We start from the raw sequence: 22,606 nt of genomic DNA, 5'->3' as shown, positions 1-22,606 counted from the left end.
AACTCGGGCAATAAGGACAGGGAGCGGCGGCGTAGCGACTCGGACGGTGTGATTGGGTGGTTCCAGGCTGATCTCATCGGGGGTGGTCATGGAAGCGTGCGTGTTCGACCTCGACGGCGTGCTCGTCGACTCCGAACCCGTCTGGGAGCAGGTGCGGCGCGCCTTCGTCGCCGACCACGGCGGCACCTGGCAGCCCGACACGCAGTCCAGGCTGATGGGCATGAGCACCGGCGAGTGGGCGGCCTACCTGCACGAGCTGGGGGTGCGCCTGACGCCCGACGAGATCGCCGCGGGCGTGGTCGACCAGATGGCCGAGCGCTACCAGGACGGCGTGCCGCTGCTGCCGGGCGCCCGCGAGGCCGTGCGCCGGCTGGCCGGGCACTTCACCCTCGGCCTGGCCAGCTCGTCGCCGCGGCGGCTGATCGACGTGGTGCTGGACGCGGCCGAGCTGCGCGAGTACTTCGTCACCACGGTCTCCACGGAGGAGGTCGCGCGCGGCAAGCCCGCCCCCGACGGCTACCTGGAGGCCGCCCGGCGGCTGGAGATCTACCCGAAGGACTGCGTGGCGGTCGAGGACTCCAGCAACGGGCTGCGTTCGGCGCACGCGGCCGGCATGCGGGTGATCGCCGTGCCGCATCCCGGCTACCCGCCCGACGACGACGCCCTCGCCCTCGCCTGGCAGGTCCTGCCCGACCTCGACGCGCTCACGATCGAGGCGCTGACGTGACGACCGGCGACATGGGCGTCCGTCCCCGGACGCCGGCCGACCTGAACGCCTGCGCCGACGCCCTGGCCCTGGTGCACGCCGCCGACCGCTACCCCGTCGACTGGCCGGCCGACCCGCGGGGCTGGCTGACCCCGGGCGACCTCCTGCGCGCCTGGGTGGCGGTCGAGGAGGGCCAGGTGCTCGGCCACGTGGGCCTGGCCGGCACCGACGAGGGCCCGCAGGTCACCCGGCTCTTCGTGGTGCCCGCCGCCCGGGGCCGCGGGCTGGCTCCCGTGCTGCTGGACACCGTGCGGAAGGCCGCAGGAACGCCCGTCGTCCTGGAGGTCTCCGACGAGGGCCGGGCGGCCGTCGCGCTCTACGAGCGGCTGGGCTGGCGCCGCGTCGGCAGCACCCGCGCTCGATGGCTCAACGCCGCGGGCGAACCCGCCCTGCTCCACCACTACGTGAGCCCGTGAGGCTATCCTTTGGGAATCGTGCGAGACATCACGGTTTTCAGTGGCAGCGCCCACCCCGAGCTGGCCGAGGAGATCTGCTCCCACCTCGGAACCCCGCTCCACCCCGTCAAGGTCGCCCGCTTCGCCAACGACGCGCTTGAGGTGCAGCTCCAGGCCAACTGCCGCGAGCGCGACGTGTTCCTCATCCAGCCCCTGGTGCCGCCGACGCAGGAGAACCTGGTCGAGCTGCTGCTCATGATCGACGCGGCGCGCGGCGCGTCCGCGGCCAGGACGACCGTGGTGCTGCCGCATTACGCCTACGCCAGATCAGACAAGAAGGACGCGCCACGCATCTCCATCGGCGCGCGCCTGGTCGCCGACCTGATGGTGGCCGCGGGCGCGAACCGGGTGCTGGCCATGACCCTGCACTCGCCGCAGGTGCACGGCTTCTTCAGCGTGCCGGTCGACCACCTGCACGCGCTGCGCGAGCTGGCCGCGCACTTCCGCCGCTACGACCTGTCGAACGCCGTCGTCGTCTCCCCCGACCTGGGCAACGCCAAGGAGGCCGCACACTTCGCCCGGCTGCTCGGCACGGGCGTCGCGATGGGCGCCAAGCAGCGCTTCGCCGACGACCGCGTGGTGATCAGCTCGGTCATCGGCGAGGTCGCCGGCAAGGACGTGATCATCCTGGACGACGAGATCGCCAAGGGCAGCACGGTCATCGAGCTGCTGGGCCGGCTGCGTGAGCAGGGCGTCAACTCCGTCCGGGTGGCGTGCACGCACGGGCTGTTCGCGGGCGGGGCGATCGAGCGGCTGGGCGCGTTCCCCGAGGTCATGGAGATCGTCTGCACGAACACCGTGCCGCCGCCCAAGCCGAGTGACAAGCTGACCGTGTTGTCGATCGCGCCGGCACTGGCCGAGGCCATGCGCCGGATCCACGACGGCGAGTCGGTGAGCGCTCTGTTCAGCACGTCCTGACGGCCCGCCCCGGTGATCTTCCGGGACGGCCGGGAATGGATCATAGTGGACATCATGCATGCGGCCACAGACGTCCTGCTCCGGCGGTTCCGAGATGGCGTGGGCGAGATCGTGCCCCTGGTGTCACTGTGGGCGCACGGCTCGCTGGGCGCCGGCGACTACCAGCCGGGGCGCAGCGACCTCGACCTGATCGCGGTGGTCGAGACACCGGTCACGATGGAGCAGTGGCGCCGGATCAAGGGGCTGCACCGGGGGCTCGACCTGCCGCTCGCCGACCTCCTCCACTGCTCCTACCTGCCGCTGGAGGAGCTGGCGGACCCGCGGGTCGAGCACGTGACGTGGGCCCACGAGCAGATCTTCCGCCGTCCGGTGACGGCGGTGACCCGCCGCGAGCTGCACACGGCCCCGCTCGTGCTGCACGGGCCGCCGCCCGCCGAACTCCTGCCGGCCGTCTCCGACGCCGTGCTGGCCGACTTCGTCCGTACGGACCTGCGCGAGTTCTGGCTGGACAAGACCCGAGGGCGGCGGCGCTGGCTGCGGGACGTCTGGGTGGACCTCGGCCTGCTGACCGTCGCCAGAGCCTCGGTCACGCTGCGGGAGGGCCGGTTGATCACCAAGCGGGAGGCCCTGGACGTGCTGGCCGGGATGGGCGCGCCGGAGGCCGTCCTGGCCGACGTGCGCGCCCGCCGGTACGGCACGCCGCGCCCGGTGCTGAGCCGCTTCAGAAGGGGCAGGCTGACCCGCGCCTTCGTCCGGTCGGCCATCGGGAAGGTGCTGGCGGAGGGCCCCGGCGAGACCTGAGCCCGGCCCCGTCTCAGTGGGCAGGACGGCGGCCCTCCGCGGATCGCCGAGGGATAGTCTTGGCCCCGAGTTACCACCTGAACCGGGGAAAGGGCGGCATATGGGGGAGATCAGGCAGTCCTATCTGGTGGCCGCGGCGTCGGCGATGTCGCTGCTGCGTGACCCGGCCGTCCGGGCGGCGTGGGACAAGCCCAGCGCGCTGACCGAGTTCAGCGTCGCGGGCCTGGCCGGGCACCTGGCCCACCAGATCGTCCGGGTCGTCGACGTGCTCGACTCCGGCGAGGAACCCGGGGCGCCGATCCCGCTCATCGAGCACTACACGAGGTCGCCGTGGGTGCAGGCCGGCCTCGACCACGAGAGCAACGTCAGCGTCCGGGCAGGCGGCCAGGCGGCCGCCGCGGACGGGCACGCCGCGCTCGTCGAGCGCACGCAGGCGCTGCTGGACCGGCTGCTGGCCGAGCTGCCCGCCGCGCCGGCGGACCGGGTCGTGCGGCTGCCGTGGGCCGGCTGGTCGCTGCGGCTCGACGACTTCCTGCTCACCAGGGTGATGGAGCTGGTCGTGCACTCCGACGACCTGGCCGCCAGCGTGGGCGTCGAGACGCCGGAGCTGCCGCCGTCGATCAACGAGCCGGTCGTGGAGCTGCTGGCCCGCCTGGCGGTGCACCGCCACGGCGCGACCGCCGTCATCCGCACCCTCAGCAGGGCCGAACGCGCCCCCGCCACGATAAGCGCCTTCTAGTCCCCGACACCTTTCACGAGCCGCTCACCAGGCGCAGCGCCTCGGCCACCTCGCGCCCGGACAACGCGCTGTCCGGGTCGAGCAGCCACTGCGCCAGGAACCCCGTCAGCATGGCCTGGTACAGCGAGCCCACCAGCCGGGCCCGTTCGGGGTCCGTCTCCGCCCGCACGTCCTGGAACAGCTCGGCGAGCCCCAGCCGCGCGCCCTTGATCGCCGGGACGAGCTGCTCGCGCAGCTCCGGCACGTGATCGATCTGCCCGAGCAGCTCAAGCTGGGTGATCCAGAGCGGCCGCAGCCGGTCGAACGACTCCACCACCCGGTCCCACGCCGCCTCGAACCGCTCCAGCGGTGAGGCGCCCTCCTCGGCGTCGGCGACGAGCGTCCGCGCCAGGTCGTCGCCCCATTCCTGCATCACCTCGAACAGCGCCTCGTTCATCAGCGCGTCCTTGGACTTGAAGTGGTAGCCGATGCCCGCGAGGCTCACGCCCGACGCGGTCGCGATGTCGCGCGCGGTGGTACGCGAGTAGCCCTTCTCGATCAGGCAACGCTTCGCCCCGGCCAGCAGGTCTTCCCTGTTTCCCATGCCCAGACGTTAACACGAACGTCTGAAAACATCGTCCTAGACAAGCGTCTGAGACAGATGTACTGTTCTCGGCATGAAGAACGTCCTGATCTCCGGCGCGAGCATCGCCGGCACCTCGCTGGCCTACTGGCTGCGCCGCCACGGCTGCACCGTCACCGTCGTCGAGCGCGCTCCGGCCGTCCGCACCGGCGGCTACAAGGTCGACATCCGCGGCGCCGCCCTCGACGTGATCGAGCGCATGGGCCTGCTGGACGCGGTCACCGCCCGCAGCACCGGCATGCGCGTCGCCACCCACTACGACCGCAAGGGCCGCCGGGTGGCCACCATGGACGCCGACCTGTTCGGCGGGCGCGCGGGCGACGACGTCGAGATCATGCGCGGCGACCTCAACGAGCTCCTGTACGACCTCACCCGCGACGACGCCGAATACCTCTTCGGCGACTCCGTCACCGCCGTCTCCGACGACGGCCTGGTCACCTTCGAGCACGCCGCGCCCCGCCGGTTCGACCTGATCGTCGGCGCGGACGGGATGCGCTCCAACATCCGCAGGATCGTGTTCGGAGAGGACGCTCGGTTCGTCCGCGACCTGGGCTACTACGTCTCGATCTCCACCGTGCCCAACACCCTGGGCCTGGACCGCGAGGAGGCCGTGCACGCCGCCCCCGGCCGCACCGCCAACGTCTACAGCACCCGCCAGGACGGCGCCGCCAAGGCGCTGTTCATGTGGGCCTCCCAGCCGCTGTCCTACGACCACCGCGACACCGGCCGCCAGAAGGACCTGCTGGCCGAGGCCATGGCGGGGGTCGAGTGGGAGGTGCCGGCGCTGCTCGGCGCGGTGCGCGACGCCGACGACTTCTACTTCGACTCGGTCAGCCAGGTGCACATGGACAGCTGGTCGAAGGGCCGGGTCGTGCTGCTCGGCGACGCCGCCTACTGCGCCTCGCCGGCCTCCGGACAGGGCACGAGCCTGGCGATCGTGGGCGCGTACGTGCTGGCGGGCGAGCTGGCCGGGGGCGGCGGCGCGGCGGGCTACGAGCGGGAGATGCGGGAGTTCGTCCGGGTCAACCAGGAGCTGGGCCCGGTGAACGTCAGGGGCATGGTGATGGGCTCACGGCTGGCGCTGTGGTTCCAGCTCAGGATGCTCAGGCTGCTGCCGTACCTGCCGGGCAAGGAGAAGGTCGTCGAGCGGATCGCCGGGGCGATCCATCGGGCCGCCGTGGCGATCCGGCTCAAGAACTACTCGGAATGAAGCGTTCCGTTCTGCTATAGTAAGAGCAGAACGTTCCGTTCCGAAAGAAGTGGGGTTCACATGACCATCCTCGTCACCGGTGCCACCGGGACCGTCGGCCGCCTCGTCGTCGAGGAGCTCCTCCAGGCCGGCCAGAAGGTCCGCGCGCTGACCAGGAACCCCGCCAAGGCCGCCCTTCCCGAGGGCGTCGAGGTCGTCGGCGGCGATCTCGCCGAGCCGGCCTCCCTGGCCGCCGCGTTCGAGGGCGTCACCGCAGTGCACTTCATCAACTTCGCCGGCGACGACTACGCCCCGCTGCCCGACGGCGCCGGGCTCGCCGAGCTGGCCGTCGAGGCGGGCGTGCGCCGGGTCACCGTGCTCGGCGGCCGCGAGGACGGCGAGCTGGAGCAGGCGCTCGCCGCCACCGACCTGGAGTGGACGCTGCTCCACCCGGTCGAGTTCATGGCCAACACGCTCCAGTGGTGGGCGCACACGATCAGGACGGAAGGCGTCATCAAGGAGCCGTTCGGCGACCGGCTGAGCGCCCTGGTGCACGAGCGCGACATCGCCGCGGTGGCCGCGAAGGTCCTGACCGAGGGCGGCCACGGCGGCCGGACGTACGTGCTGACCGGCCCCCGCGCGATCACCCTGCGGGAGAAGGTCGCCGTCCTGGCCGAGGCCGTCGGCAGGGACGTCGGCTTCGTCGAGCTCACCGTGGACGAGGCGCGGGCCAAGTGGCGCGCCGACGGCATGGGCGAGCAGACCATCGAGTTCCTGGTCGGCGCGCTGGGCAACACGCCGGAGGTCGGCTACACGGTCGTCCCGACCGTCCGGGAGATCACCGGCCGGGACGCGCGTGACTTCGCCGAGTGGGCGCGCGAGCACGCCGACGCGTTCCGCGGGTGAGCTACCCGGTGACCGCCGCGTAGTGGCAGGCGGCCTGGGCGTCGGGGACCGCGGGCAGGATGCTCAGCGCCTGCGACCGGCAGGCCGCGTCCACGCCCGCCTCCGCCGCGCGGCCGGAGGCCAGCACGTGGCAGCGGGGATGGAAGCGGCAGCCCCCCGGCACCCTGGTCGGGTCCGGCGGCTCGCCGGACAGCACGATCCGCTCGGGCGACTCCGGCAACACCGACATCAGCGCCTGCGTGTACGGATGCCGCGGCGCCGTCAGCACCTGCTCCACCGGCCCCGACTCGACGATCCGCCCCAGGTACATGACCGCGACCCGGTCGGCGATGTTCCAGGCCAGGCCGAGGTCATGGGTGACGACCAGGGCCGACAGGCCGAGGTCGGTCTTGAGCTTGAGCATCAGCGCCAGGATCTCGCCGCGCACGGAGGCGTCGAGCGAGGCCACGGGCTCGTCGGCGATCAGCACCTTCGGGTCGAGGGCGAGCGCGCCGGCGATCACGACGCGCTGCCGCTGCCCGCCGGACAGCTCGTGCGGGTAGCGCAGGAAGAACCGCTCGGGCGGTCGCAGCCCGGCCCTGGACAGGGCCGAGGCCACGATCTCCTCCTCGTCGGGCAGGCCGTGGATGCGCGGCCCCTCGGCGACCGCTTCGTAGACGGTCTGGCGGGGGTTGAGCGAGCCCATCGGGTCCTGCAGGACGAGCTGGACCTGGCGGCGGTAGGACCGGAGCGCCTTGGAGCCGTAGTTCAGCGCGTTGCCGTCGTAGCGGACCTCGCCGGACGTGGGGCGTTCGAGGCCGAGCAGCGTGCGGGCCAGCGTGGTCTTGCCGCAGCCCGACTCGCCGACCAGGGCCACGATCTCGCCCTGGCCGATCGCCAGGTTGACGCCGTCGACGGCGCGGGCGCTGCGGCCCCGCGAGGAGAACGCGACGTGCAGGTCACGGGCCTCCAGCAGCGCGCCCTTGCCCGTCGAGACGGTCTCGGCCGCGGTCTGCGTCTCGGTCATGAAGCCTCGACCTCCTCCTTGGAGCGTACGTGCACGCAGGCCGCGGCGTGGCGGGGACCGGCGGGCCACAGCTCGACGTCGAGGCCCGCGCATTCGTCCAGCGCGACCGGGCAGCGCGGGTGAAACGCGCAGCCGGTCGGGAGCTGCATCGGGTCCGGCGGGTCGCCGCCGAGCCCCTTGGGGGCCAGCCGCGAGACCGGGTCGCCCACGGTGGGGAAGGCGGCCGCCAGCGCCCGGCTGTAGGGGTGGCGGGCGTCGTGGAACACCTCGCGGGAGGGGCCGTGCTCGACCACCCGGCCGGCGTACATGACCGCGAGCTGGTCGCAGACGTCGGCCAGGACCGACAGGTCGTGCGAGATCATGATCAGGGAGATGCCGTGCTCGGCGATCAGCTCCTTGATCAGCGTCAGGACCTGCGCCTGGACCATCACGTCGAGCGCGGTGGTGGGCTCGTCGGCGATGATCAGGCGGGGCGAGCAGGCCAGCGCCATCGCGATCATCACGCGCTGCCGCTGGCCGCCGGACAGCTCGTGCGGGTAGCTGCGGGCCCGCCAGGCGGGCAGGCCGACCTGTTCGAGCAGCTCGCCGACGCGCTTGCGGGCGCCGTCCGGCTTGGCCAGGCCGTGGACGAGCAGCGGTTCGGCGATCTGCTCGCCGATCCGGCGCACGGGGTTGAGGCCGTGCTGCGCGCCCTGGAACACGATCGAGGCCTCGGCCCAGCGCACGGCCCGCATGCGTCCCCACTTCATGGTGAGGACGTCGTCGCCGTCGAGCAGGATCCGGCCGCCGACGCGCGTGCTCTTGGGCAGGAGCCTGAGCAGCGCCATGGCCAGCGTCGACTTGCCGGATCCCGACTCGCCGGCGACTCCGAGCGCCGCTCCGGGGTCGAGGGTCAGCGACACGCCGCGCACCGCGGGCACCTCGCCCGACGCGATGCGGTAGGTCACCGACAGGCCGTCCAGTTCGAGGAGACTCATGCCGCCCTCCTGAGCCTTGGGTTCAGCACGGCCTCCAGCGCCCGTCCGACGAGGGTGAACGCCATGACGACCACGAGGATGGCCAGACCGGGGAGGATGATGTACCACCACGCGCCCTCGTTGGCCGCGCCGTAGTCGTAGGAGCCGCGCAGCATGGTGCCCCACGACGTCTTGTTCGCGCTGGCGCCGAGGAAGGCCAGCGTGGACTCGGTGACGATCGCGCTGGCCACCTCCAGCGTCGTGCTGGCCAGCAGCAGCGGCGCCACGTTGGGCAGCACGTGCCGGGTGGTGATGTGCCAGTGGCCGCCGCCGAGCGCCTTGGAGCGTTCGATGTAGGGCCGGGCCTCGACGGCGAAGGTCTGCGCCCTGATCAGCCGGGCCGTGGACGGCCAGGTGGTGACGCCGATCGCCATGATGATGGTGAACGTGCTGCCGCCGAGGATGGCCGCCAGCACCAGCGCGGTCACCAGCGAGGGCAGCACCAGGAACCAGTCGGTGACCCGCATCAGCGCGCCACCGAGCCAGCCGCCGAAGTGCCCGGCGGCGATGCCGATGACCATGCCGATCACGATGCTGAGCAGCGCGGCGAGGAAGCCGATGAGCAGCGAGGCGCGCGAGCCCCACCAGATCATCAGCAGGATCGACCGGCCCGACTCGTCGGTGCCGAAGGGGAAGTCCAGGCCGGGGGCTTGGAACTTCTCGCCCGGCGCGTCGATGACGCTCGTCACGCCCTCGTCGATGAACAGCGGCGCGACCAGCGCGAGCACCACGGCCACCAGCAGGACGACCATCCCGGCCACCCCGGCGCGGTGCCTGCGGAAGTCGGTCCAGAAGTTGCTCAGCGCCTGCCGCCTGCGCGTGGCAGCGACACTCGTCATGCCGACCTCACCCTCGGGTCGAGAACGTGGTAGAGCAAGTCGGCCAGCGTGTTCATGAGGATCACGGCCACGGTGATGAGCATGAACGTGCCCTGCATGAGCGTGAAGTCGGGGACCCGGACCGCCCGGTAGAACAGCTGCCCGAGGCCCGGCCAGGTGTAGATCGTCTCCACGGTGACCGCGCCGCCGACCACGAAGCCGATGCGCATGAAGACCAGCGTCACCGTGGGCAGCAGGGCGTTGGGCACCGCGTGGCGGCGGCGTACCTCGTCGTCGCGCAGGCCCTTGGCGCGGGCCACGGTGACGTAGTCCTGGCTGACCTCCTCCAGCAATGACGACCGCATGACCAGCAGGTACTGGGCGTAGATCACCGCCACCAGGGTCAGGCACGGCAGCACCATGTGCGAGGCCACGTCGAGCACGTAGGCGAACCCGTCGGGCGCGTCGACGCTCTCGATGCCGCGGAAGGGCAGGATGCCGGGGATCGGGCCGATGCCCACGCCCAGCACCATCATCAGCAGCAGGCCGAGCCAGAACGTCGGCACCGACCACAACACCAGCGACAGACCGGTGGAGAAGCGGTCGAACCGGCTTCCCCGCCGCCATCCGGCCCTGGTGCCCTGCCAGATGCCGAGGCTGACCGCGATGACCAGACCGGTCCCGGCCAGCAGCAGCGTCGGGCCGATGCGCTCGCCGATGAGGTCGAGCACCGGCCGCTTGTACTCGTACGACGTGCCCAGGTCGAGCCTGAGCGTCTTGCCCACGAAGTCGAAGAACTGTTCGAGCACCGGCTTGTCGAGACCGAGCCGGTGACGTTCCATGTCGAGCTGCGCCGGGGTCATGTTGCGGCCCTGCGCCAGGTTCCGCACCGGATCGCCGGGCAGCAGGCGGAAGACGAAGAACGTCCCGACGATCACCGCGGCGATGCTGAACAGCGCCCCGCCGGCCTTCGACAACGCGTACCTCAGCGTGCCGCGGCGAGCGGGGCGGTCCTCACCAGGGCCCGCCGCCTGGACGGCGGCGGGCTCTGCTGCTTCGAGCGGTGTGGTCATTCGCGCTCGTCCGCGGCGCTCTTGCGCCGCCTGGTCAGGAGGAAGGCCACGAGGCCGATGACGACCACGCCGCCGACCACGCCGACGATGAGACCGGTGTTGGAGCCGGAGTCGCCGCCCGCGCCGGAGCCGCCCGCCGCGGCCGCCTTGACGTCGGCCGTGTAGAACGGCCAGTAGCCGCTGCCGCCGTACAGCAGGCCCTTGTCCTCGGGGATCGGGGTGATGCTGGTGATCCGGTCCTTGCGGTAACCCTCAAGGTCGTTGGTGTAGTAGATCGCGATGACGGGGGCGTCGACGTAGAGCCGCTGCTCCATCTGCTTGATGAGCTCGGCGCGCTTGGGCCGGTCGAGCTCCTTGAGCTGCTCCTGGTAGAGCTTCTCGAAGGTCGGGTCGCAGTAGAACGACTCGGTGCCGCCGCCCTCGCCGCCCGGCGCCGGCCTGCGGCTGCACAGGTGGGTGGCCAGGACCTCTTCGGGGTCGGGGTTGACCGACCAGCCGCTGATCGCGATGTCGAACAGCGCCGTGACGCCGGTCTCCTCGGTGAACTTGCTGGAGTCGAGCTTCTGGGTGGTCAGCGTGATGCCGATCTCCTTCCAGAAGCCGGTCAGGTACTCGGCGAGCTTGTCCTCGATCGGCGTGTCGGTGTGGATGCTGAAGCGGAACTCCAGCTTGCGCTTGCCGTCGGGCATCGTGCGGACGCCGTCGGCGCCCTTCTTGTAGCCGGCGTCGTCGAGGATCTTGTTCGCCTTGGCCACGTCGTAGGTGACCTTCTCCTCGCCCGTGGCCTCCCAGAAGAAGTCCTTGTACATGGGCGGGATGATCGAGCCGTCGGCGGGCTTGGCCAGCCCGCCCTGCACCTCGTCGACCAGCTTCTGCTTGTCGATGGCGAAGTGCAGCGCCTGGCGCACCTTCGGGTCCTTCAGCGCCGGGTGGCCGTCGCCGATGGGCTTGTTGTCGGTGGTCGTGGCGCCGTGGTTGATCTGCAGGTACGACGCCCGCCGGCCCTGGGTGTTCCACGCCTCGATGTTCGGGTCGTTCTCGATGGCCTGGAACTCCGGCGGCGTCATGCGGCCGAGCAGGTCGATGTCGCCCTTCTTGAGGCCGGCGATGGCGGCCTGCGGGTTGTCGTAGAAGATGAACTGCAGCTCGTCGATCTTCGGCTTGCCCCGCCAGTAGTTGGGGTTGGCCTGCAGCTTGACGTACTGGTCCTTCTTGTGCTCGACCGCGATGAACGGGCCGCTGCCCACGGTCGGGTACGTCTCCGCCTCGTAGTTGGCCATGTCGGTGACCTTCTCCCACACATGCTTGGGCATGATCGGGACCGGGTTCTCCAGCATGGACGCCTGCGGCGCCTTGGTCTTGATGATCAAGTCCTGGCCGTTGGCGGTGACGCTCGCGAAGTTCTCCACGGCGGGGCCGTTGGCCGTCTTGGCCGCCTCGTCCGTCATCATCTTGTTGAACGTCCAGGCGGCGTCCTCGGCCGTGACCGGCTGGCCGTCGGACCACTTGGTGTTACGGATCTTGAACGTCCAGGTGAGCCCGTCGTCGGACGTCGTCCACGACTCGGCGAGATCGGGGCTGGGCTGGAGCGTCTTGGAGTCAGGGACGGTGAGGAAGCCGTACATCGTGCGCTGGATCGCGGTGGAGACCAGCCGGACCGCCAGGAACGGGTTCATGGAGTCCATCGCCTGGGTGGCGCCGACGCGTAGGATCTTCTTCCCCGCCGCAGGTTCCTGGGCCTGGGCCGCCGTGGCGCCTTGGCCGGCCACTAACAGCGCGACGCCCAGCACAGCCAGGCGTGCGAACCATTTCCTCATGATGCCTCACCTTCAGGCGGGGGATTCCTGTGTAGATGAAGGCACACCATACGGAGACCGCGTGTCAACGAGTGGCGGAAAATTGTTTCATTCTCGTTTCCTTTTGCGGTGTAAATTTTCAGTAGGCTTGGCACTACCGTGATCGGGTGCCCCGCCTGCCCGTTCTCCTCGCCGCCGTCGCGACCGTCGTGGCCGGGCTCGGCGTCCGGGTGCTGTGGGACGGGCCCGTGCCCAAATACGCGGGTGACGCGCTGTACACCGTACTGATCTACGCGCTCGTCGTGCTGGCGCTGCCGCGGGCGCGGCCGTGGGTGGCCGCGACGGTGTCGGGCGGGCTGAGCTGGGCGATCGAGTTCGCCCAGCTGGGTGAGATCCCGGCAGTCCTGCGGCCATTGCTGGGCAGCACTTTCAACCCGCCCGACCTGCTCTGGTACGCCGTCGGCGCGGCCGCCGCGTGCGCCACGCACACCCTGTGGGCCCGGCGCCGATCCCCCTGAGGGGTCAGTGGCAGCCGCCCGAGCCGCAGCACGACCCGGCCTGCGGCAGCAGCTCGCGGCCGCCGCCCAGCTCGTAGCCGGCCTCGACGACGGCCGACTCGATGACGGCCTGGTCGATCGGCGCGCTGCTGGTCACGACCATCTCCTTGGCCGCGAGGTCGACCTCGACGGCCTGGACCCCGTCGACCTTGCCGACCTCGGCCCGCACCGAGCTGACGCAGTGGCCACAGGTCATGCCCTCGACCTGGTACGCGGTGATCACCATGCCCGAACTCCTCTTCCCTAGGCTTCGCGGCCCACTCTATACCCCCCCAGGGTAGAGAGTGCATACTTCCCCGGTGTCCGGATAGGGGAGGGGAAAACGAAGGGACAGTCATGTCGAACGGCAAGACCATCGCGTTCCTGGTCGCCCCCGAAGGGGTCGAGCAGGTGGAGCTCACCGAGCCGTGGAAGGCGGTCAAGCAGGCGGGCGGCACGCCCAGGCTGGTCTCCACATCCTCCGGGAAGATCCAGGCGTTCAACCATCTGGACAAGGCCGACACCTTCACCGTGGACGCCACGGTGGACGACGCCGACCCCGGCGACTTCGACGCCCTGCTGCTCCCCGGGGGCGTCGCCAACCCCGACTTCCTGCGCACGGTGCCGCAGGCGGTCCGGTTCGCGCGCGCCTTCTTCGACGCCGGCAAGCCGGTGGCCGCCATCTGCCACGCCCCCTGGACGCTGGTCGAGGCGGACGTCGTGCGCGGGCGTACGCTCACGTCCTGGCCGAGCCTGCAGACCGACCTGCGCAACGCCGGCGCGACCTGGAAGGACCAGGAGGTCGTGGTCTGCACGGACGGCCCGAACACCCTGGTCACCAGCCGCAAACCGGACGACCTCAAGGCCTTCTGCCAGGCCGCCACGGACGCCTTCTCGGCCTAGCCCGGCACACCGATCCGAGCCCGCCTCGGCCCCTTGGTGAGGTCAGGCGCGCAGCAGGGCCTCGGCGACGCCGCGCACCGAGGCCCTGAGCCGGTCGGCGCCGCCCTCGGCCATCACGTGCCGGGCGAGGTCGGCGTCGAAGGAGGCCAGCAACGTGTGGGCGGCGAACTCGGCGTCGAGCCCCGGCGCCGCCGCCGCGACCAGCCCCGTCACGTGGGCGTGCCACCGCAGGTAGGTGGGGTCGCGGTATTTGTCGGCCGCGCAGGCCCGTTCGTGCGCGGCGAACAGCGCCAGGTTGCGCTCGGCCAGCCCGGCCAGCTCGTCCAGGAACGCGAGCAGCCGCTCCCGCGGCGGCGCCCCCGGCCCGAGTGGCGAGCCGGGCGTCTCGATGGCCTCGGCCAGGGCGGCGGCGCGCTCGGCCAGCAGCTCCTGGAACAGGCCGGTCCTGCTGCCGAAGCGGCGGAACACCGTGCCCTTGCCCACCCCGGCCGCCGCGGCCACCCGGTCGAGCGAGATGTGCTCGGCGCCGTGGGCGTCCAGGAGCTCTTCGGCGGCCCGCAGGATCGCCTCCCGGTTGCGGGTGGCGTCTGATCGCACCAAGGCCCCTCCTTGCAAGCGGACTGTCGGTCCCCATAGTATCCCGGCAACGAAGCGGACCGCCGGTCCGCATGATGGCGGGAGGATCTCGTATGCGCGCACTGGTGGTCGGCCCCGGGGCCGTGGGGCGGCTCGCCGACGTCCCCGAGCCCGTTCCGGGGGCCGGGCAGGCACTCGTCGAGGTGCGGCGGACGTCGGTCAACTTCAGCGAGCTGCGGCACATGGACCGCCTGCCGGAGGGCGTCGTGCTCGGCTACGACGCCGCCGGGGTGGTGCTGCGGCCCGCCGCCGACGGCACGGGCCCGGCCGAGGGCACGCGGGTGGCGGCGTTCGGGGCGGGGGCGTGGGCGGAGCGGGCGGCGTTCGACACCGGCTCGCTCGCGGTGGTGCCCGACGGGGTGGACCTGGCGGTGGCCGCCGCCCTGCCGATGTCCGGCCTGTCCGCCCTGCGCTCACTACGCGCCGCCGGCGTCTCCCTCGGATCGCGCGTGCTCGTGACGGGGGCGTCCGGCTCGGTCGGGACGCTGGCCGTGCAACTCGCCAGGCTGGCCGGGGCCCACGTCGTCGCCTCGGTGAGCTCCCCGGCCCGCGCCAAGACCCTCGGCCCGGACGTGGACGTCGTGACCGCCCTGGACGGCGTGGCCCCCGTGGACGTCGTGATCGAACTGGTCGGCGGCCCGACCCTGGTGGCCGCCTGGGGCCTGCTCAAGCCGGGCGGCAACCTCCAGAGCGTCGGCTGGGCCAGCGGGCAGCCGGCCGTCTTCCCGCCCGGCTCGACCTTCTCCCTCGGCCCCGCCCGCTCGATGAACTCCTTCGGCGACGTCAGCCCCCCAGGCCCCGACCTGGCCTTCCTGCTCGGCCTCGTGGCCGCGGGTGATTTGACCGTCGAGATCGGCCGCCGCGTGCCCTGGGACCGCCTGGACGAGGCCGCCGCGGCCCAGCTCGACCGCACGGTCACGGGCAAGGTCGTGCTCGACGTCGGCCCGGCAGGACACGCTCTCTCCTGACCACATCGAAACTCGTCTGTCACGCCTTGTCCCTCGGGAAGAAATGGTCTAGACCTAGACCAAACAGAGCGTCCTCCGCGCCCCCCAGGGAGACCTCATGTCACTCGAAGAGGATTCCAGGCGACTCGCCGAGCTCGGCTACAAGCAGGAGCTGGCCCGGACCTGGAGCGGCTTCTCCAACTTCGCGATCTCCTTCTCCATCATCTCGATCCTCGCCGGCTGCTTCACGACCTTCGGGCAGGCCTGGAACAACGGCGGCCCCATCGCCATCTCGTGGGGCTGGCCGCTGATCTCCGCATTCATCCTGATCATCGGTTTCTGCATGTCGGAGCTGGTCTCGGCGTTCCCGACGGCGGGCGGCATCTACTGGTGGGCCGCCACCATGGGCAAGCCGATCCACGGCTGGTTCACCGGCTGGCTCAACCTGATCGGCCTCATCGCGGTCACCGCGTCGGTCGACTACGGCTGCGCCACGTTCCTCAACATCACGATCAGCCGCCTGACCGGCGGCGCGTGGGAGGGGACGCTCCCCCAGGCGTTCCTGCTGTTCGTGATCATCCTCATCCTGCACGCACTCATCAACATCTTCAGCCACCGGCTCATCTCGCTGCTGCAGAACATCAGCGTGTGGTGGCACGTCGCGGGCGCGGTCGTGATCGTGGCGATCCTGGTGTTCGCGCCGTCCGAGCACCAGTCGCTCGGCTTCGTGTTCGGCGGCACGATCAACAACTCCGGCTTCGGCGACGGCGACGGCGGCGTGCCCTTCTGGCTGTACGTGCTCCCGCTCGGCTTCCTGCTCACCCAGTACACGATCACCGGGTTCGACGCCTGCGCCCACGTGTCGGAGGAGACGCAGGGCGCGGCCAGGACGGCCGCCCGCGGCCTGTGGCAGTCGATCTTCTACTCGGCGATCGGCGGCTGGATCCTGCTGCTGGCGTTCCTGTTCGCCGCGACCAACGTGGACGAGATCAACAAGCAGTCCGGCTTCGTCGGCGCCATCTTCGAGACCGCGCTCTCCTCCCCGCTGGCCACCGCGATCTTCGCGATCTCCACGATCGGCCAGTTCTTCTGCGGGATGAGCTGCGTGACCTCGATGTCGCGCATGACGTACGCGTTCTCGCGCGACGGCGCGGTGCCCGGCTGGCGGCTGTGGTCGACGGTGGACCGCAACCGCACCCCGGTCAACGCGATCCTGGCCGGCTGCCTCATCGCCGCCCTGATCACCCTGCCCGCCCTGTACGCCCCGGCCGGCTCGACGACCCCGGTCGCCTTCTACGCCGTCGTGTCGATCGCGGTCATCGGCCTCTACCTGGCGTTCCTCATCCCGATCTGGCTGCGCCTGCGCATGGGCGACGCCTTCCGTCCCGGGCCGTGGACGCTCGGCCGCAAGTACCGGGTGCTGGGCTGGATCGCCTGCGTCGAGATCGTCATCGTGTCGGTCTACTTCGTCATGCCGTTCTCCCCGGCCGGTGTGCCGGGCAACAAGGACTTCACCTGGACGTCGGTCAACTACGCGCCGATCGCGGTCGGCGTCGTGCTGATCGGCATCTGGTTGTGGTGGAGCCTGTCGGCCAGGCACTGGTTCACCGGCCCGCGCCGCACGATCGACGAGGTGCCGATCTCCTGAGCACCCTGTGGGCGGGCACGGCCGATCCGGCTGTGCCCGTCTTTTTCTGCTGCTTGACACCGCCTGGCTAAAGGCTTTAGCTTGAGGGCTATAAGAGTTAGCCGAGAGGGGTTGGACATGACGGAGTTCCTGACGGTCGAGGGTGGACAGCTCGCCTACGACGTGACCGGCGAAGGGCCGCTGATGGTGCTGGCGCACGGCATGGGCGTCGGACGGCAGTCGTTCAGGTTCCTGGTGCCCGAGCTGGTGGCGGCGGGTTTCCGGGTGGCGACCACCGACCTGCGCGGTCACGGCGAGTCCAGCCGCGACTGGCCCTCCTACACCCGCACCGACGTCGCGGGCGACCTGCTCGCGCTGGTCCGCCACCTGGGCGGCCCGGCGGTCCTGGTGGGCCACTCGTTCGCGGGCGGGGCCGTCACGATCGCCGCCGCGCAGGCGCCCGAGCTGGTCAGCGCCGTGGTGGAGATCGGCCCGTTCACCCGGGTGCAGAAGATCGACGGCGGCGGCCTGCTGCGCAACGCCCGCCATCGCAAGGGGGCCATGCTGCTGCTCGGCGCGGCGCTCCTGCGCAGCATCGGCCTGTGGAAGAAGTACCTCGACCACGCCATGCCGGGCGTCAAGCCCGCCGACCACGCGGAGCACATCGCGGCGCTCGAAGCCGACCTGCGCCGGCCCGGCCGGATGGCCGTGGTCTCCAAGATGGGCCAGGCGCCCCCTGCCGACGCCGGCGCGCGACTCCCCGACCTGACCCGCGACGTCCTGGTCGTGATGGGCACGCTCGACCCCGACTGGGCCGACCCGCGCGCCGAGGCGGAGGGCGTCGTGGCCGCCATGCCCGCCGGGCGCGGCCGGATCGCCATGATCGAGGGCGCCGGCCACTACCCGCACGCCCAGTTCCCGGCTCAGGTGGCCGCCGAGGTGCTGGCGTTCGTCAAGGAGCGCCTGCATGCCTAGGGCGGCGTTGTCCCGGGACACGGTCGTCGACCTGGCGGTGTCCCTGATGGACGAGAACGGGCCCGAGGCCCTGACGCTCTCGGCGCTGGCGGCCCGCGCCGGGGTCGCGACGCCGTCGTTGTACAAGCACGTGCGCAACCTGGCCGAGCTGCGCGAGCTGCTGTCGGTGCGGATCACCGACGAGATCACCGACGAACTGGCCCAGGCGGTGCTGGGCCGTTCCCGCGACGAGGCCGTCGGCGCGCTCATGGACGCCTGGCGCGCCTACGTCACCCGCCACCCGCACCGCTACGCGATGGTCATCCAGCAGCCGCACCCCGGCATGCGGGCGTCGGGCGAGCGCCTGATGGGCATCATGCTCGCGGCGCTGCGCGGCTACGGGCTGGAAGGCTCCGACGCGATCCACGCGGCCCGCTGCCTGCGCGCGACGGCGCACGGGTTCGCGGTGCTGGAGGCGTCGGGCGGGTTCGGCCTGCCCGAGCTGCTCGACGAGAGCTACGACCTGCTCAAGCACATGGTCGTGGCCGGGCTGACCACTCCCCGCTGACGGGTCAGGACGCCTCGAAGGCGGCGGCCACGGCGGGCCGCACGTCCTGCATGGTGATGTCGCCCAGCTCCCGCTTGAGCGAGGTCATGTCCACGTCGGGCATGCCGCAGGCCACCGCCCAGTTCCAGGGCGTGAGGTCGCCGTCGACGTTGAGCGCGAACCCGTGGCTGGTGACGCCCCTGCTCTGGCGCATGCCGATCGAGATGATCTTGCGGCCGGTCGTGGACGTCCAGACGCCGGTCAGCAGCTCCGAGCCCGGCGGGGTGTCCCGCCGCTCGGCGGGCAGGCCGAGCTTGCCCAGCGCCTCGACCAGGCGCAGCTCCACCTCCCGCACGTAGTCGACGATGCCCTCGTCCTCTCCGAGCTTGACGATGAGATAGCCCACGAGCTGGCCGGGGCCGTGGTAGGTGAGCTGCCCGCCGCGCCCGGTCTCCAGCACGGGAATGCCGCGCGCGGGGTCGGGCAGGTGCTCGGCGGGGGTGCGCCGGCCGACGGTGTAGACGGGCGGGTGGCTGAGCAGCCAGAGCGTGTCCGGCCGTTCGTCGCGCTGGCGCTGCCCGACGAGGTCGGTCATGCGCTCCATCGCCGTGTCGTAGTCGACCAGATCGTCCTGCAGAAGTGTCAGCGGCCTTGCCCTCATCCTTCGAGGATAAGACGCATCCCGGACACCAGCGCACGCAGCCCGAACTCGAAGTCGCCGTCGGGGTCCTCCATCGGCCGCGCGTCGAGCGGCACGGCCGGGCCGCGCTCGTCGATCGCCGAGCCAAGGGCGAACCTGCCGACCGCGATCAGCGCCCTGACCGCCTGTTCGCCGGTGAATCCCGCCTCGGTCAGCGGCCTGATGAGCGCCGGGAGCTCGGCCAGCCGGCGCGGCGTGGGCCGGGACCCGGCGTGCACGAGCGCGCCGTCCCGGTACGACAGCAGCGTGCCGCGGATCGCCCGGCCGCGGGACATGAGCCAGTTGTCCCATTCCTGACCCGGTTCGGGCACGTCGAGACGCTCCAGCGTGTCGGCGAGCATCTCCTCGGCCATCTCGTCGAGCAGCTCCTGCTTGCTCTTGAAGTGCCAGTAGAGGGCCGGCTGCTTCACGCCCAGCTCGTCGGCCAGCCTGCGGGTGGTCAGCCCGTCGATGCCCACCTCGTTGAGCAGCCGCAGGGCCGCGCGTACCGCCGTCCGCCGTTCCACGCTTGACAACTTATCAAGGATAAGGCTTTATCACTGATAAGCACTTATCGTTGATAAGGAGACGTGGATGGACGTCGTCATCGCCGGGGCCGGTCCGGTCGGCCTGATGCTGGCCTGCGAGCTGCGCCTGCGTGGCGTGCGCACGCTCGTGCTCGAACGACTCGCCGCCCCCACCGGCCTGTCCAGGGCGCTCAACCTGCACCCCCGCTCGGTCGACACCTTCGCCATGCGCGGGCTGCTCGACCGGCTCGGCGACGCGCCCCGCCTGGACCTGCAGCACTTCGCCGGCATGCGGGTGCTCGACCTGACGGCCACGCGGACCCCGCACCCGTACGGGCTGCTGGTCCCGCAGTCGCGGGTGGAGGAGATCCTGGAGGCGCGGGCGCTGGAACTGGGCGCGGAGATCGTCCGGGGCCGGGCGGTGACCGGCCTGACGCAGGACGGGTCGGGCGTGACGGTCGAGACCGGCGACGGCACGGCGTACCGGGCGGCCTGGCTCGTCGGCTGCGACGGCGGCCGGAGCACGGTGCGCAAGCTGGCCGGGATCGCCTTCCCCGGCACCCCCGCCACCCTGGCCGCCTACGTCGGCGACGTCACGGTGGCCGGCGGTACGCCGACCGGCTGGGTCCGCACCGGCCACGGCCTGTTCCAGTGGCCGTTCGTCCGGCCCGACGGCACGACCAGGATCCTGACCGTCGACCACGGCCGGGTGCACGCGGACAGGGACGCGCCCGTGACGATCGAGGAGTTCGCGGCCAGCGTGCGGCGGCACCTCGGGGACGCCGCCCCCGAGATCACCGGGGCGACCTGGCTGTCCCGCTTCTCCGACGCGGCCAGGCAGGCCGAGCGCTACCGGGCCGGCCGGGTGTTCCTGGCCGGCGACGCGGCCCACGTGCACATGCCGTTCGGCGGCCAGGGGATGAACACCGGCCTCCAGGACGCCGTCAACCTGGGCTGGAAACTGGCCCTGGCGGTGCGCGGGACGGCCCCGGCCGGGCTGCTCGACAGCTACCACGCCGAACGGCACCCGGTGGCCGCCGCCGTGCTGGCCAACACCCTGCAACAGGTCGAGCTGGCCGCGCCGGACGCCGGGACGACCCGGTTGCGCGACCTGTTCGCCCAGCTCATGACCGTCCCCGAGGCCAACAGGATGCTGGCCGAGGACGTGAGCGCGGTGTCGGTGCGGTACGCGACGGGCCCGAATCCGCTCGTCGGCGCCTTCATGCCCGAGGGCCTGCGGCTGGACGACGGGCGCGGGCTGCTTGTCACCTCCGACCCGGCCCTGCTCGCCGTGGGGGCGCGCTGGGCCGATCGGGTGGACGTGGTGCCCGGCGACCGCGGGCTGCTGGTGCGGCCCGACGGTTACGTGGCCTGGGCCGAACCCTGCGCGGAGCCCGCCGCGGTGGCGCTCACGCGGTGGTTCGGCGAGCCGGCGGACGCGTCAGTGGGAGTAGCCCCTCGGCTCCTCCGGGACGAGGATCCACATGGCGACGTAGACCACCCAGAGCGGGCCGGGGATGAGCGACAGCAGCAGCCAGAGGATGCGGACGAGGGTCGGGGGCAGGCCCATCTTGTCGGCGAGCCCGCCGCAGACGCCGGCCAGAATCCTGTGCTCCCTTGAGCGGTACATGCTGTTCCTCCGTGTCGTGATGACCTACCGGTAAAACGGACAGCAGTGCCGCCGATATCCCGCTAGGGACCCTGAGAAAACCCTGTAAGGGTCAGCCACTCATGAGCCATGCCCAGATGTTCCCTGGTCAGTCCATGTCTGGGATCGACGTGGATCAACAGGAAATTCTCCAGACCCTGATCGACCCTGAGGTACTGCTCGTCCTGCGCCCACACCTGGTCGTCGAACCACACGAACGGCCGCCGACCGGCGTACGCGGCGACGTGCGGCGTCTTGAACATCTCGCCGTGCTCGGTACGGGTCCGCTCAGGGCCCATGGTGACGACCGGGAGCGTGGGCAGGCCGATCCTGGGAGAGATCCACTCGTTGGCGTGCTGCTCCCAGGTGGTGGCCCAGACCAGCTCGGCGCCCGTGGTCAGGGCCAGGTCGAGCAGCCGGCGGCCGTGGCGGGGGTTGAGGTGCACGGTGTAGACCTCGGTGCCGATCGTGCAGCGGTAGCGCCGGAAGTCGGGCGTCGGGCGTCCCATCGGGTTGAGCACGCCGTCGACGTCGAGCAGCAGCAGGGGCTTCACCTCGCCGCTCCGGCCCGGTGCTCCTGGGGGCTGACGCCGCGTACGCGCTTGAAGGCCGCGCTGAGCGCGAACGGGCTGCCGTAGCCGACCTTCCTGGCCACCGAGCCGACCGTGGCGTCGGGCTCGCGCAGCAGGTCGGCGGCGAGCGCGAGCCGCCAGTCGGTGAGGAAGGACATCGGCGGCTCCCCCACCAGGTCGGTGAACCGCCTGGCCAGCGCCGCCCTGGAGACCCCCACCTCGGTGGCGAGGGCGGCGACCGTCCAGGGATGGGCGGGGTTGTTGTGCAACATCCGCATCGCCCTGCCCACGATCGGGTCGCCCATCGCGCGGTACCAGGCGGGCGCCTCGTGCGTGGCGAACCACGACCGCAGCACGGCGATCAGCAGCAGGTCGAGCAGCCGGTCGAGCACCGCGGACTGGCCCGGGTCGTCCTTGACGATCTCGGCGCCGAGCAGCGCGATGACCGGCCCGCCGGGCTGCACGAGGAGCTGGGGCAGCGCGTCGAGCAGGCGCCTGCTGACCTCGCCCTCCAGCGTGTACGTGCCGGTGATCAGCACGGTGCCGCCCGCCGGGTCGTTGCCCCAGGTGCGCACGCCGAGGTCCATCGACTGGTACAGCGACTCGCCGTCGAGGGTGGTGCAGCGCTGGCCGGGGTGGATGACGATCTGCGGCGCGGTGCCGGGGGCGTCGGCCACCACGTACGGCTCCGGCCCTCGCAGGATGGCCACCTGCCCGGGTTCGAGGCGGGCCGGCTCGCCCTTGTCCGGCAGCACCCACGCCTCACCGGACACCAGGGCCACCAGCGTGAGCGGGGCCTCGTCCTGGATGCGCATCGACCACGGCGGGTCGAGGATGGACCGGAGCAGGAAGGCGCTCCGCGCTCTCGGTCCGTCGAGCAATGCCGCGAGCTGATCCATGGGCTAGACGATCGCATATGGCAACG

General features: G+C 71.4%; 26 protein-coding genes and 1 pseudogene. 14 read left to right on the top strand and 13 right to left on the bottom strand.

What is annotated here, in order from left to right; genetic code table 11:
- The first annotated feature begins 100 nt into the window (after positions 1-100).
- The 5 genes from ACIBQ6_RS22630 (at position 101) to ACIBQ6_RS22610 (ending at position 3,679) form a co-directional block, all read left to right on the top strand.
- Complete coding sequence (locus ACIBQ6_RS22630) at positions 101-727, top strand: HAD family hydrolase (protein ID WP_397214189.1); 627 nt, start codon at positions 101-103, stop codon at positions 725-727.
- Positions 724-1,182: a GNAT family N-acetyltransferase gene (locus tag ACIBQ6_RS22625; RefSeq protein ID WP_397214187.1), complete on the top strand. Its 459-nt coding sequence runs from the start codon at positions 724-726 to the stop codon at positions 1,180-1,182. Before ACIBQ6_RS22630 ends, ACIBQ6_RS22625 begins: the two co-directional genes overlap by 4 nt.
- 18 nt (positions 1,183-1,200) lie before the next feature.
- Positions 1,201-2,139 (top strand): ribose-phosphate pyrophosphokinase, encoded by a 939-nt coding sequence (locus ACIBQ6_RS22620; RefSeq protein WP_358289597.1) that lies wholly within the window; start codon positions 1,201-1,203, stop codon positions 2,137-2,139.
- 54 nt (positions 2,140-2,193) lie between these two features.
- Entirely contained in the window at positions 2,194-2,940 is a 747-nt protein-coding gene (locus ACIBQ6_RS22615; RefSeq protein WP_397214185.1) for a nucleotidyltransferase domain-containing protein, read from the top strand.
- Between the two features lie 100 nt (positions 2,941-3,040).
- Complete coding sequence (locus ACIBQ6_RS22610; protein WP_358289603.1) at positions 3,041-3,679, top strand: maleylpyruvate isomerase N-terminal domain-containing protein; 639 nt, start codon at positions 3,041-3,043, stop codon at positions 3,677-3,679.
- 13 nt (positions 3,680-3,692) lie between these two features.
- Here the strand turns inward: ACIBQ6_RS22610 and ACIBQ6_RS22605 are convergent, their stop codons facing one another.
- On the bottom strand, positions 3,693-4,262 hold the full coding sequence (locus tag ACIBQ6_RS22605) for a TetR/AcrR family transcriptional regulator (RefSeq protein ID WP_358289605.1): 570 nt from the start codon (positions 4,260-4,262) through the stop codon (positions 3,693-3,695).
- 73 nt (positions 4,263-4,335) lie between these two features.
- Between ACIBQ6_RS22605 and ACIBQ6_RS22600 the strand changes: the two genes are divergently transcribed.
- Positions 4,336-5,511, top strand: coding sequence for an FAD-dependent monooxygenase (locus tag ACIBQ6_RS22600; RefSeq protein WP_397214182.1), 1,176 nt, complete (start codon positions 4,336-4,338; stop codon positions 5,509-5,511).
- 60 nt (positions 5,512-5,571) lie between these two features.
- Positions 5,572-6,396: an NAD(P)H-binding protein gene (locus ACIBQ6_RS22595; protein WP_397214180.1), complete on the top strand. Its 825-nt coding sequence runs from the start codon at positions 5,572-5,574 to the stop codon at positions 6,394-6,396.
- A 1-nt stretch (position 6,397) separates the two neighbouring features.
- Here ACIBQ6_RS22595 and ACIBQ6_RS22590 read toward each other — a convergent pair whose 3' ends face one another.
- Genes ACIBQ6_RS22590 through ACIBQ6_RS22570 form a run of 5 tightly spaced genes read right to left on the bottom strand, consistent with a single transcriptional unit; the run spans position 6,398 to position 12,126 of the window.
- The gene (locus ACIBQ6_RS22590) at positions 6,398-7,402 is read right to left on the bottom strand and encodes an ABC transporter ATP-binding protein (protein ID WP_358289613.1); all 1,005 of its coding nucleotides are present in this window, start codon (positions 7,400-7,402) and stop codon (positions 6,398-6,400) included.
- Positions 7,399-8,379, bottom strand: coding sequence for an ABC transporter ATP-binding protein (locus tag ACIBQ6_RS22585; protein WP_397214178.1), 981 nt, complete (start codon positions 8,377-8,379; stop codon positions 7,399-7,401). The genes ACIBQ6_RS22590 and ACIBQ6_RS22585 overlap by 4 nt, the downstream gene beginning before the upstream one ends.
- Complete coding sequence (locus ACIBQ6_RS22580; RefSeq protein ID WP_397214176.1) at positions 8,376-9,257, bottom strand: ABC transporter permease; 882 nt, start codon at positions 9,255-9,257, stop codon at positions 8,376-8,378. Before ACIBQ6_RS22580 ends, ACIBQ6_RS22585 begins: the two co-directional genes overlap by 4 nt.
- On the bottom strand, positions 9,254-10,309 hold the full coding sequence (locus ACIBQ6_RS22575) for an ABC transporter permease (RefSeq protein WP_397214174.1): 1,056 nt from the start codon (positions 10,307-10,309) through the stop codon (positions 9,254-9,256). The genes ACIBQ6_RS22580 and ACIBQ6_RS22575 overlap by 4 nt, the downstream gene beginning before the upstream one ends.
- Entirely contained in the window at positions 10,306-12,126 is a 1,821-nt protein-coding gene (locus ACIBQ6_RS22570) for an ABC transporter substrate-binding protein (RefSeq protein WP_397214172.1), read from the bottom strand. Before ACIBQ6_RS22570 ends, ACIBQ6_RS22575 begins: the two co-directional genes overlap by 4 nt.
- Before the next feature lie 146 nt (positions 12,127-12,272).
- Between ACIBQ6_RS22570 and ACIBQ6_RS22565 the strand changes: the two genes are divergently transcribed.
- Complete coding sequence (locus ACIBQ6_RS22565) at positions 12,273-12,623, top strand: DUF2809 domain-containing protein (RefSeq protein WP_397214170.1); 351 nt, start codon at positions 12,273-12,275, stop codon at positions 12,621-12,623.
- A gap of 4 nt (positions 12,624-12,627) precedes the next feature.
- On the opposite strand, the gene ACIBQ6_RS22560 is transcribed toward ACIBQ6_RS22565, so the two are convergent.
- Complete coding sequence (locus ACIBQ6_RS22560) at positions 12,628-12,888, bottom strand: heavy-metal-associated domain-containing protein (protein WP_352325934.1); 261 nt, start codon at positions 12,886-12,888, stop codon at positions 12,628-12,630.
- A gap of 110 nt (positions 12,889-12,998) precedes the next feature.
- On the opposite strand from ACIBQ6_RS22560, the gene ACIBQ6_RS22555 reads away from it, so the two are divergent.
- Entirely contained in the window at positions 12,999-13,544 is a 546-nt protein-coding gene (locus tag ACIBQ6_RS22555; RefSeq protein WP_358289634.1) for a type 1 glutamine amidotransferase domain-containing protein, read from the top strand.
- A gap of 42 nt (positions 13,545-13,586) precedes the next feature.
- On the opposite strand, the gene ACIBQ6_RS22550 is transcribed toward ACIBQ6_RS22555, so the two are convergent.
- The gene (locus ACIBQ6_RS22550; protein ID WP_387679880.1) at positions 13,587-14,141 is read right to left on the bottom strand and encodes a TetR/AcrR family transcriptional regulator; all 555 of its coding nucleotides are present in this window, start codon (positions 14,139-14,141) and stop codon (positions 13,587-13,589) included.
- Positions 14,142-14,233: 92 nt separating this feature from the next.
- On the opposite strand from ACIBQ6_RS22550, the gene ACIBQ6_RS22545 reads away from it, so the two are divergent.
- The 4 genes from ACIBQ6_RS22545 to ACIBQ6_RS22530 all read left to right on the top strand — a co-directional run bounded on the left by ACIBQ6_RS22545 (position 14,234) and on the right by ACIBQ6_RS22530 (position 18,276).
- Entirely contained in the window at positions 14,234-15,148 is a 915-nt protein-coding gene (locus ACIBQ6_RS22545; protein ID WP_397214168.1) for a zinc-binding dehydrogenase, read from the top strand.
- 97 nt (positions 15,149-15,245) lie between these two features.
- Positions 15,246-16,775 carry an amino acid permease gene (locus ACIBQ6_RS22540; protein ID WP_358289639.1) on the top strand — a complete coding sequence of 510 codons (1,530 nt, stop codon included), beginning with the start codon at positions 15,246-15,248 and terminating at the stop codon, positions 16,773-16,775.
- A gap of 117 nt (positions 16,776-16,892) precedes the next feature.
- Positions 16,893-17,729 (top strand): alpha/beta fold hydrolase, encoded by an 837-nt coding sequence (locus tag ACIBQ6_RS22535; RefSeq protein ID WP_397214166.1) that lies wholly within the window; start codon positions 16,893-16,895, stop codon positions 17,727-17,729.
- Complete coding sequence (locus ACIBQ6_RS22530; protein WP_358289645.1) at positions 17,722-18,276, top strand: TetR/AcrR family transcriptional regulator; 555 nt, start codon at positions 17,722-17,724, stop codon at positions 18,274-18,276. Before ACIBQ6_RS22535 ends, ACIBQ6_RS22530 begins: the two co-directional genes overlap by 8 nt.
- A gap of 4 nt (positions 18,277-18,280) precedes the next feature.
- On the opposite strand, the gene lipB is transcribed toward ACIBQ6_RS22530, so the two are convergent.
- Complete coding sequence (lipB, locus tag ACIBQ6_RS22525; protein ID WP_358289648.1) at positions 18,281-18,916, bottom strand: lipoyl(octanoyl) transferase LipB; 636 nt, start codon at positions 18,914-18,916, stop codon at positions 18,281-18,283.
- Positions 18,913-19,461: a TetR family transcriptional regulator gene (locus ACIBQ6_RS22520; protein WP_397214163.1), complete on the bottom strand. Its 549-nt coding sequence runs from the start codon at positions 19,459-19,461 to the stop codon at positions 18,913-18,915. The genes lipB and ACIBQ6_RS22520 overlap by 4 nt, the downstream gene beginning before the upstream one ends.
- A gap of 67 nt (positions 19,462-19,528) precedes the next feature.
- Between ACIBQ6_RS22520 and ACIBQ6_RS22515 the strand changes: the two are divergent.
- Positions 19,529-20,881 (top strand): annotated as a pseudogene (locus ACIBQ6_RS22515) (FAD-dependent monooxygenase); the annotation flags it as partial.
- Between the two features lie 21 nt (positions 20,882-20,902).
- Here the strand turns inward: ACIBQ6_RS22515 and ACIBQ6_RS22510 are convergent.
- The 3 genes from ACIBQ6_RS22510 to ACIBQ6_RS22500 all read right to left on the bottom strand — a co-directional run bounded on the left by ACIBQ6_RS22510 (position 20,903) and on the right by ACIBQ6_RS22500 (position 22,580).
- Positions 20,903-21,031 carry a PspC domain-containing protein gene (locus ACIBQ6_RS22510; protein ID WP_397214255.1) on the bottom strand — a complete coding sequence of 43 codons (129 nt, stop codon included), beginning with the start codon at positions 21,029-21,031 and terminating at the stop codon, positions 20,903-20,905.
- A 122-nt stretch (positions 21,032-21,153) separates the two neighbouring features.
- Complete coding sequence (locus ACIBQ6_RS22505; RefSeq protein ID WP_358289653.1) at positions 21,154-21,663, bottom strand: HAD domain-containing protein; 510 nt, start codon at positions 21,661-21,663, stop codon at positions 21,154-21,156.
- The gene (locus ACIBQ6_RS22500) at positions 21,660-22,580 is read right to left on the bottom strand and encodes an AraC family transcriptional regulator (RefSeq protein WP_397214161.1); all 921 of its coding nucleotides are present in this window, start codon (positions 22,578-22,580) and stop codon (positions 21,660-21,662) included. The genes ACIBQ6_RS22505 and ACIBQ6_RS22500 overlap by 4 nt, the downstream gene beginning before the upstream one ends.
- Positions 22,581-22,606: the final 26 nt, after the last annotated feature.

This window comes from Nonomuraea sp. NPDC049655, from assembly GCF_044465465.1.
GTDB lineage: Bacteria > Actinomycetota > Actinomycetes > Streptosporangiales > Streptosporangiaceae > Nonomuraea.
The sequence above is the reverse complement of the archived record's forward strand: the minus strand, read 5'-3'. Positions and strand labels throughout refer to the sequence as shown.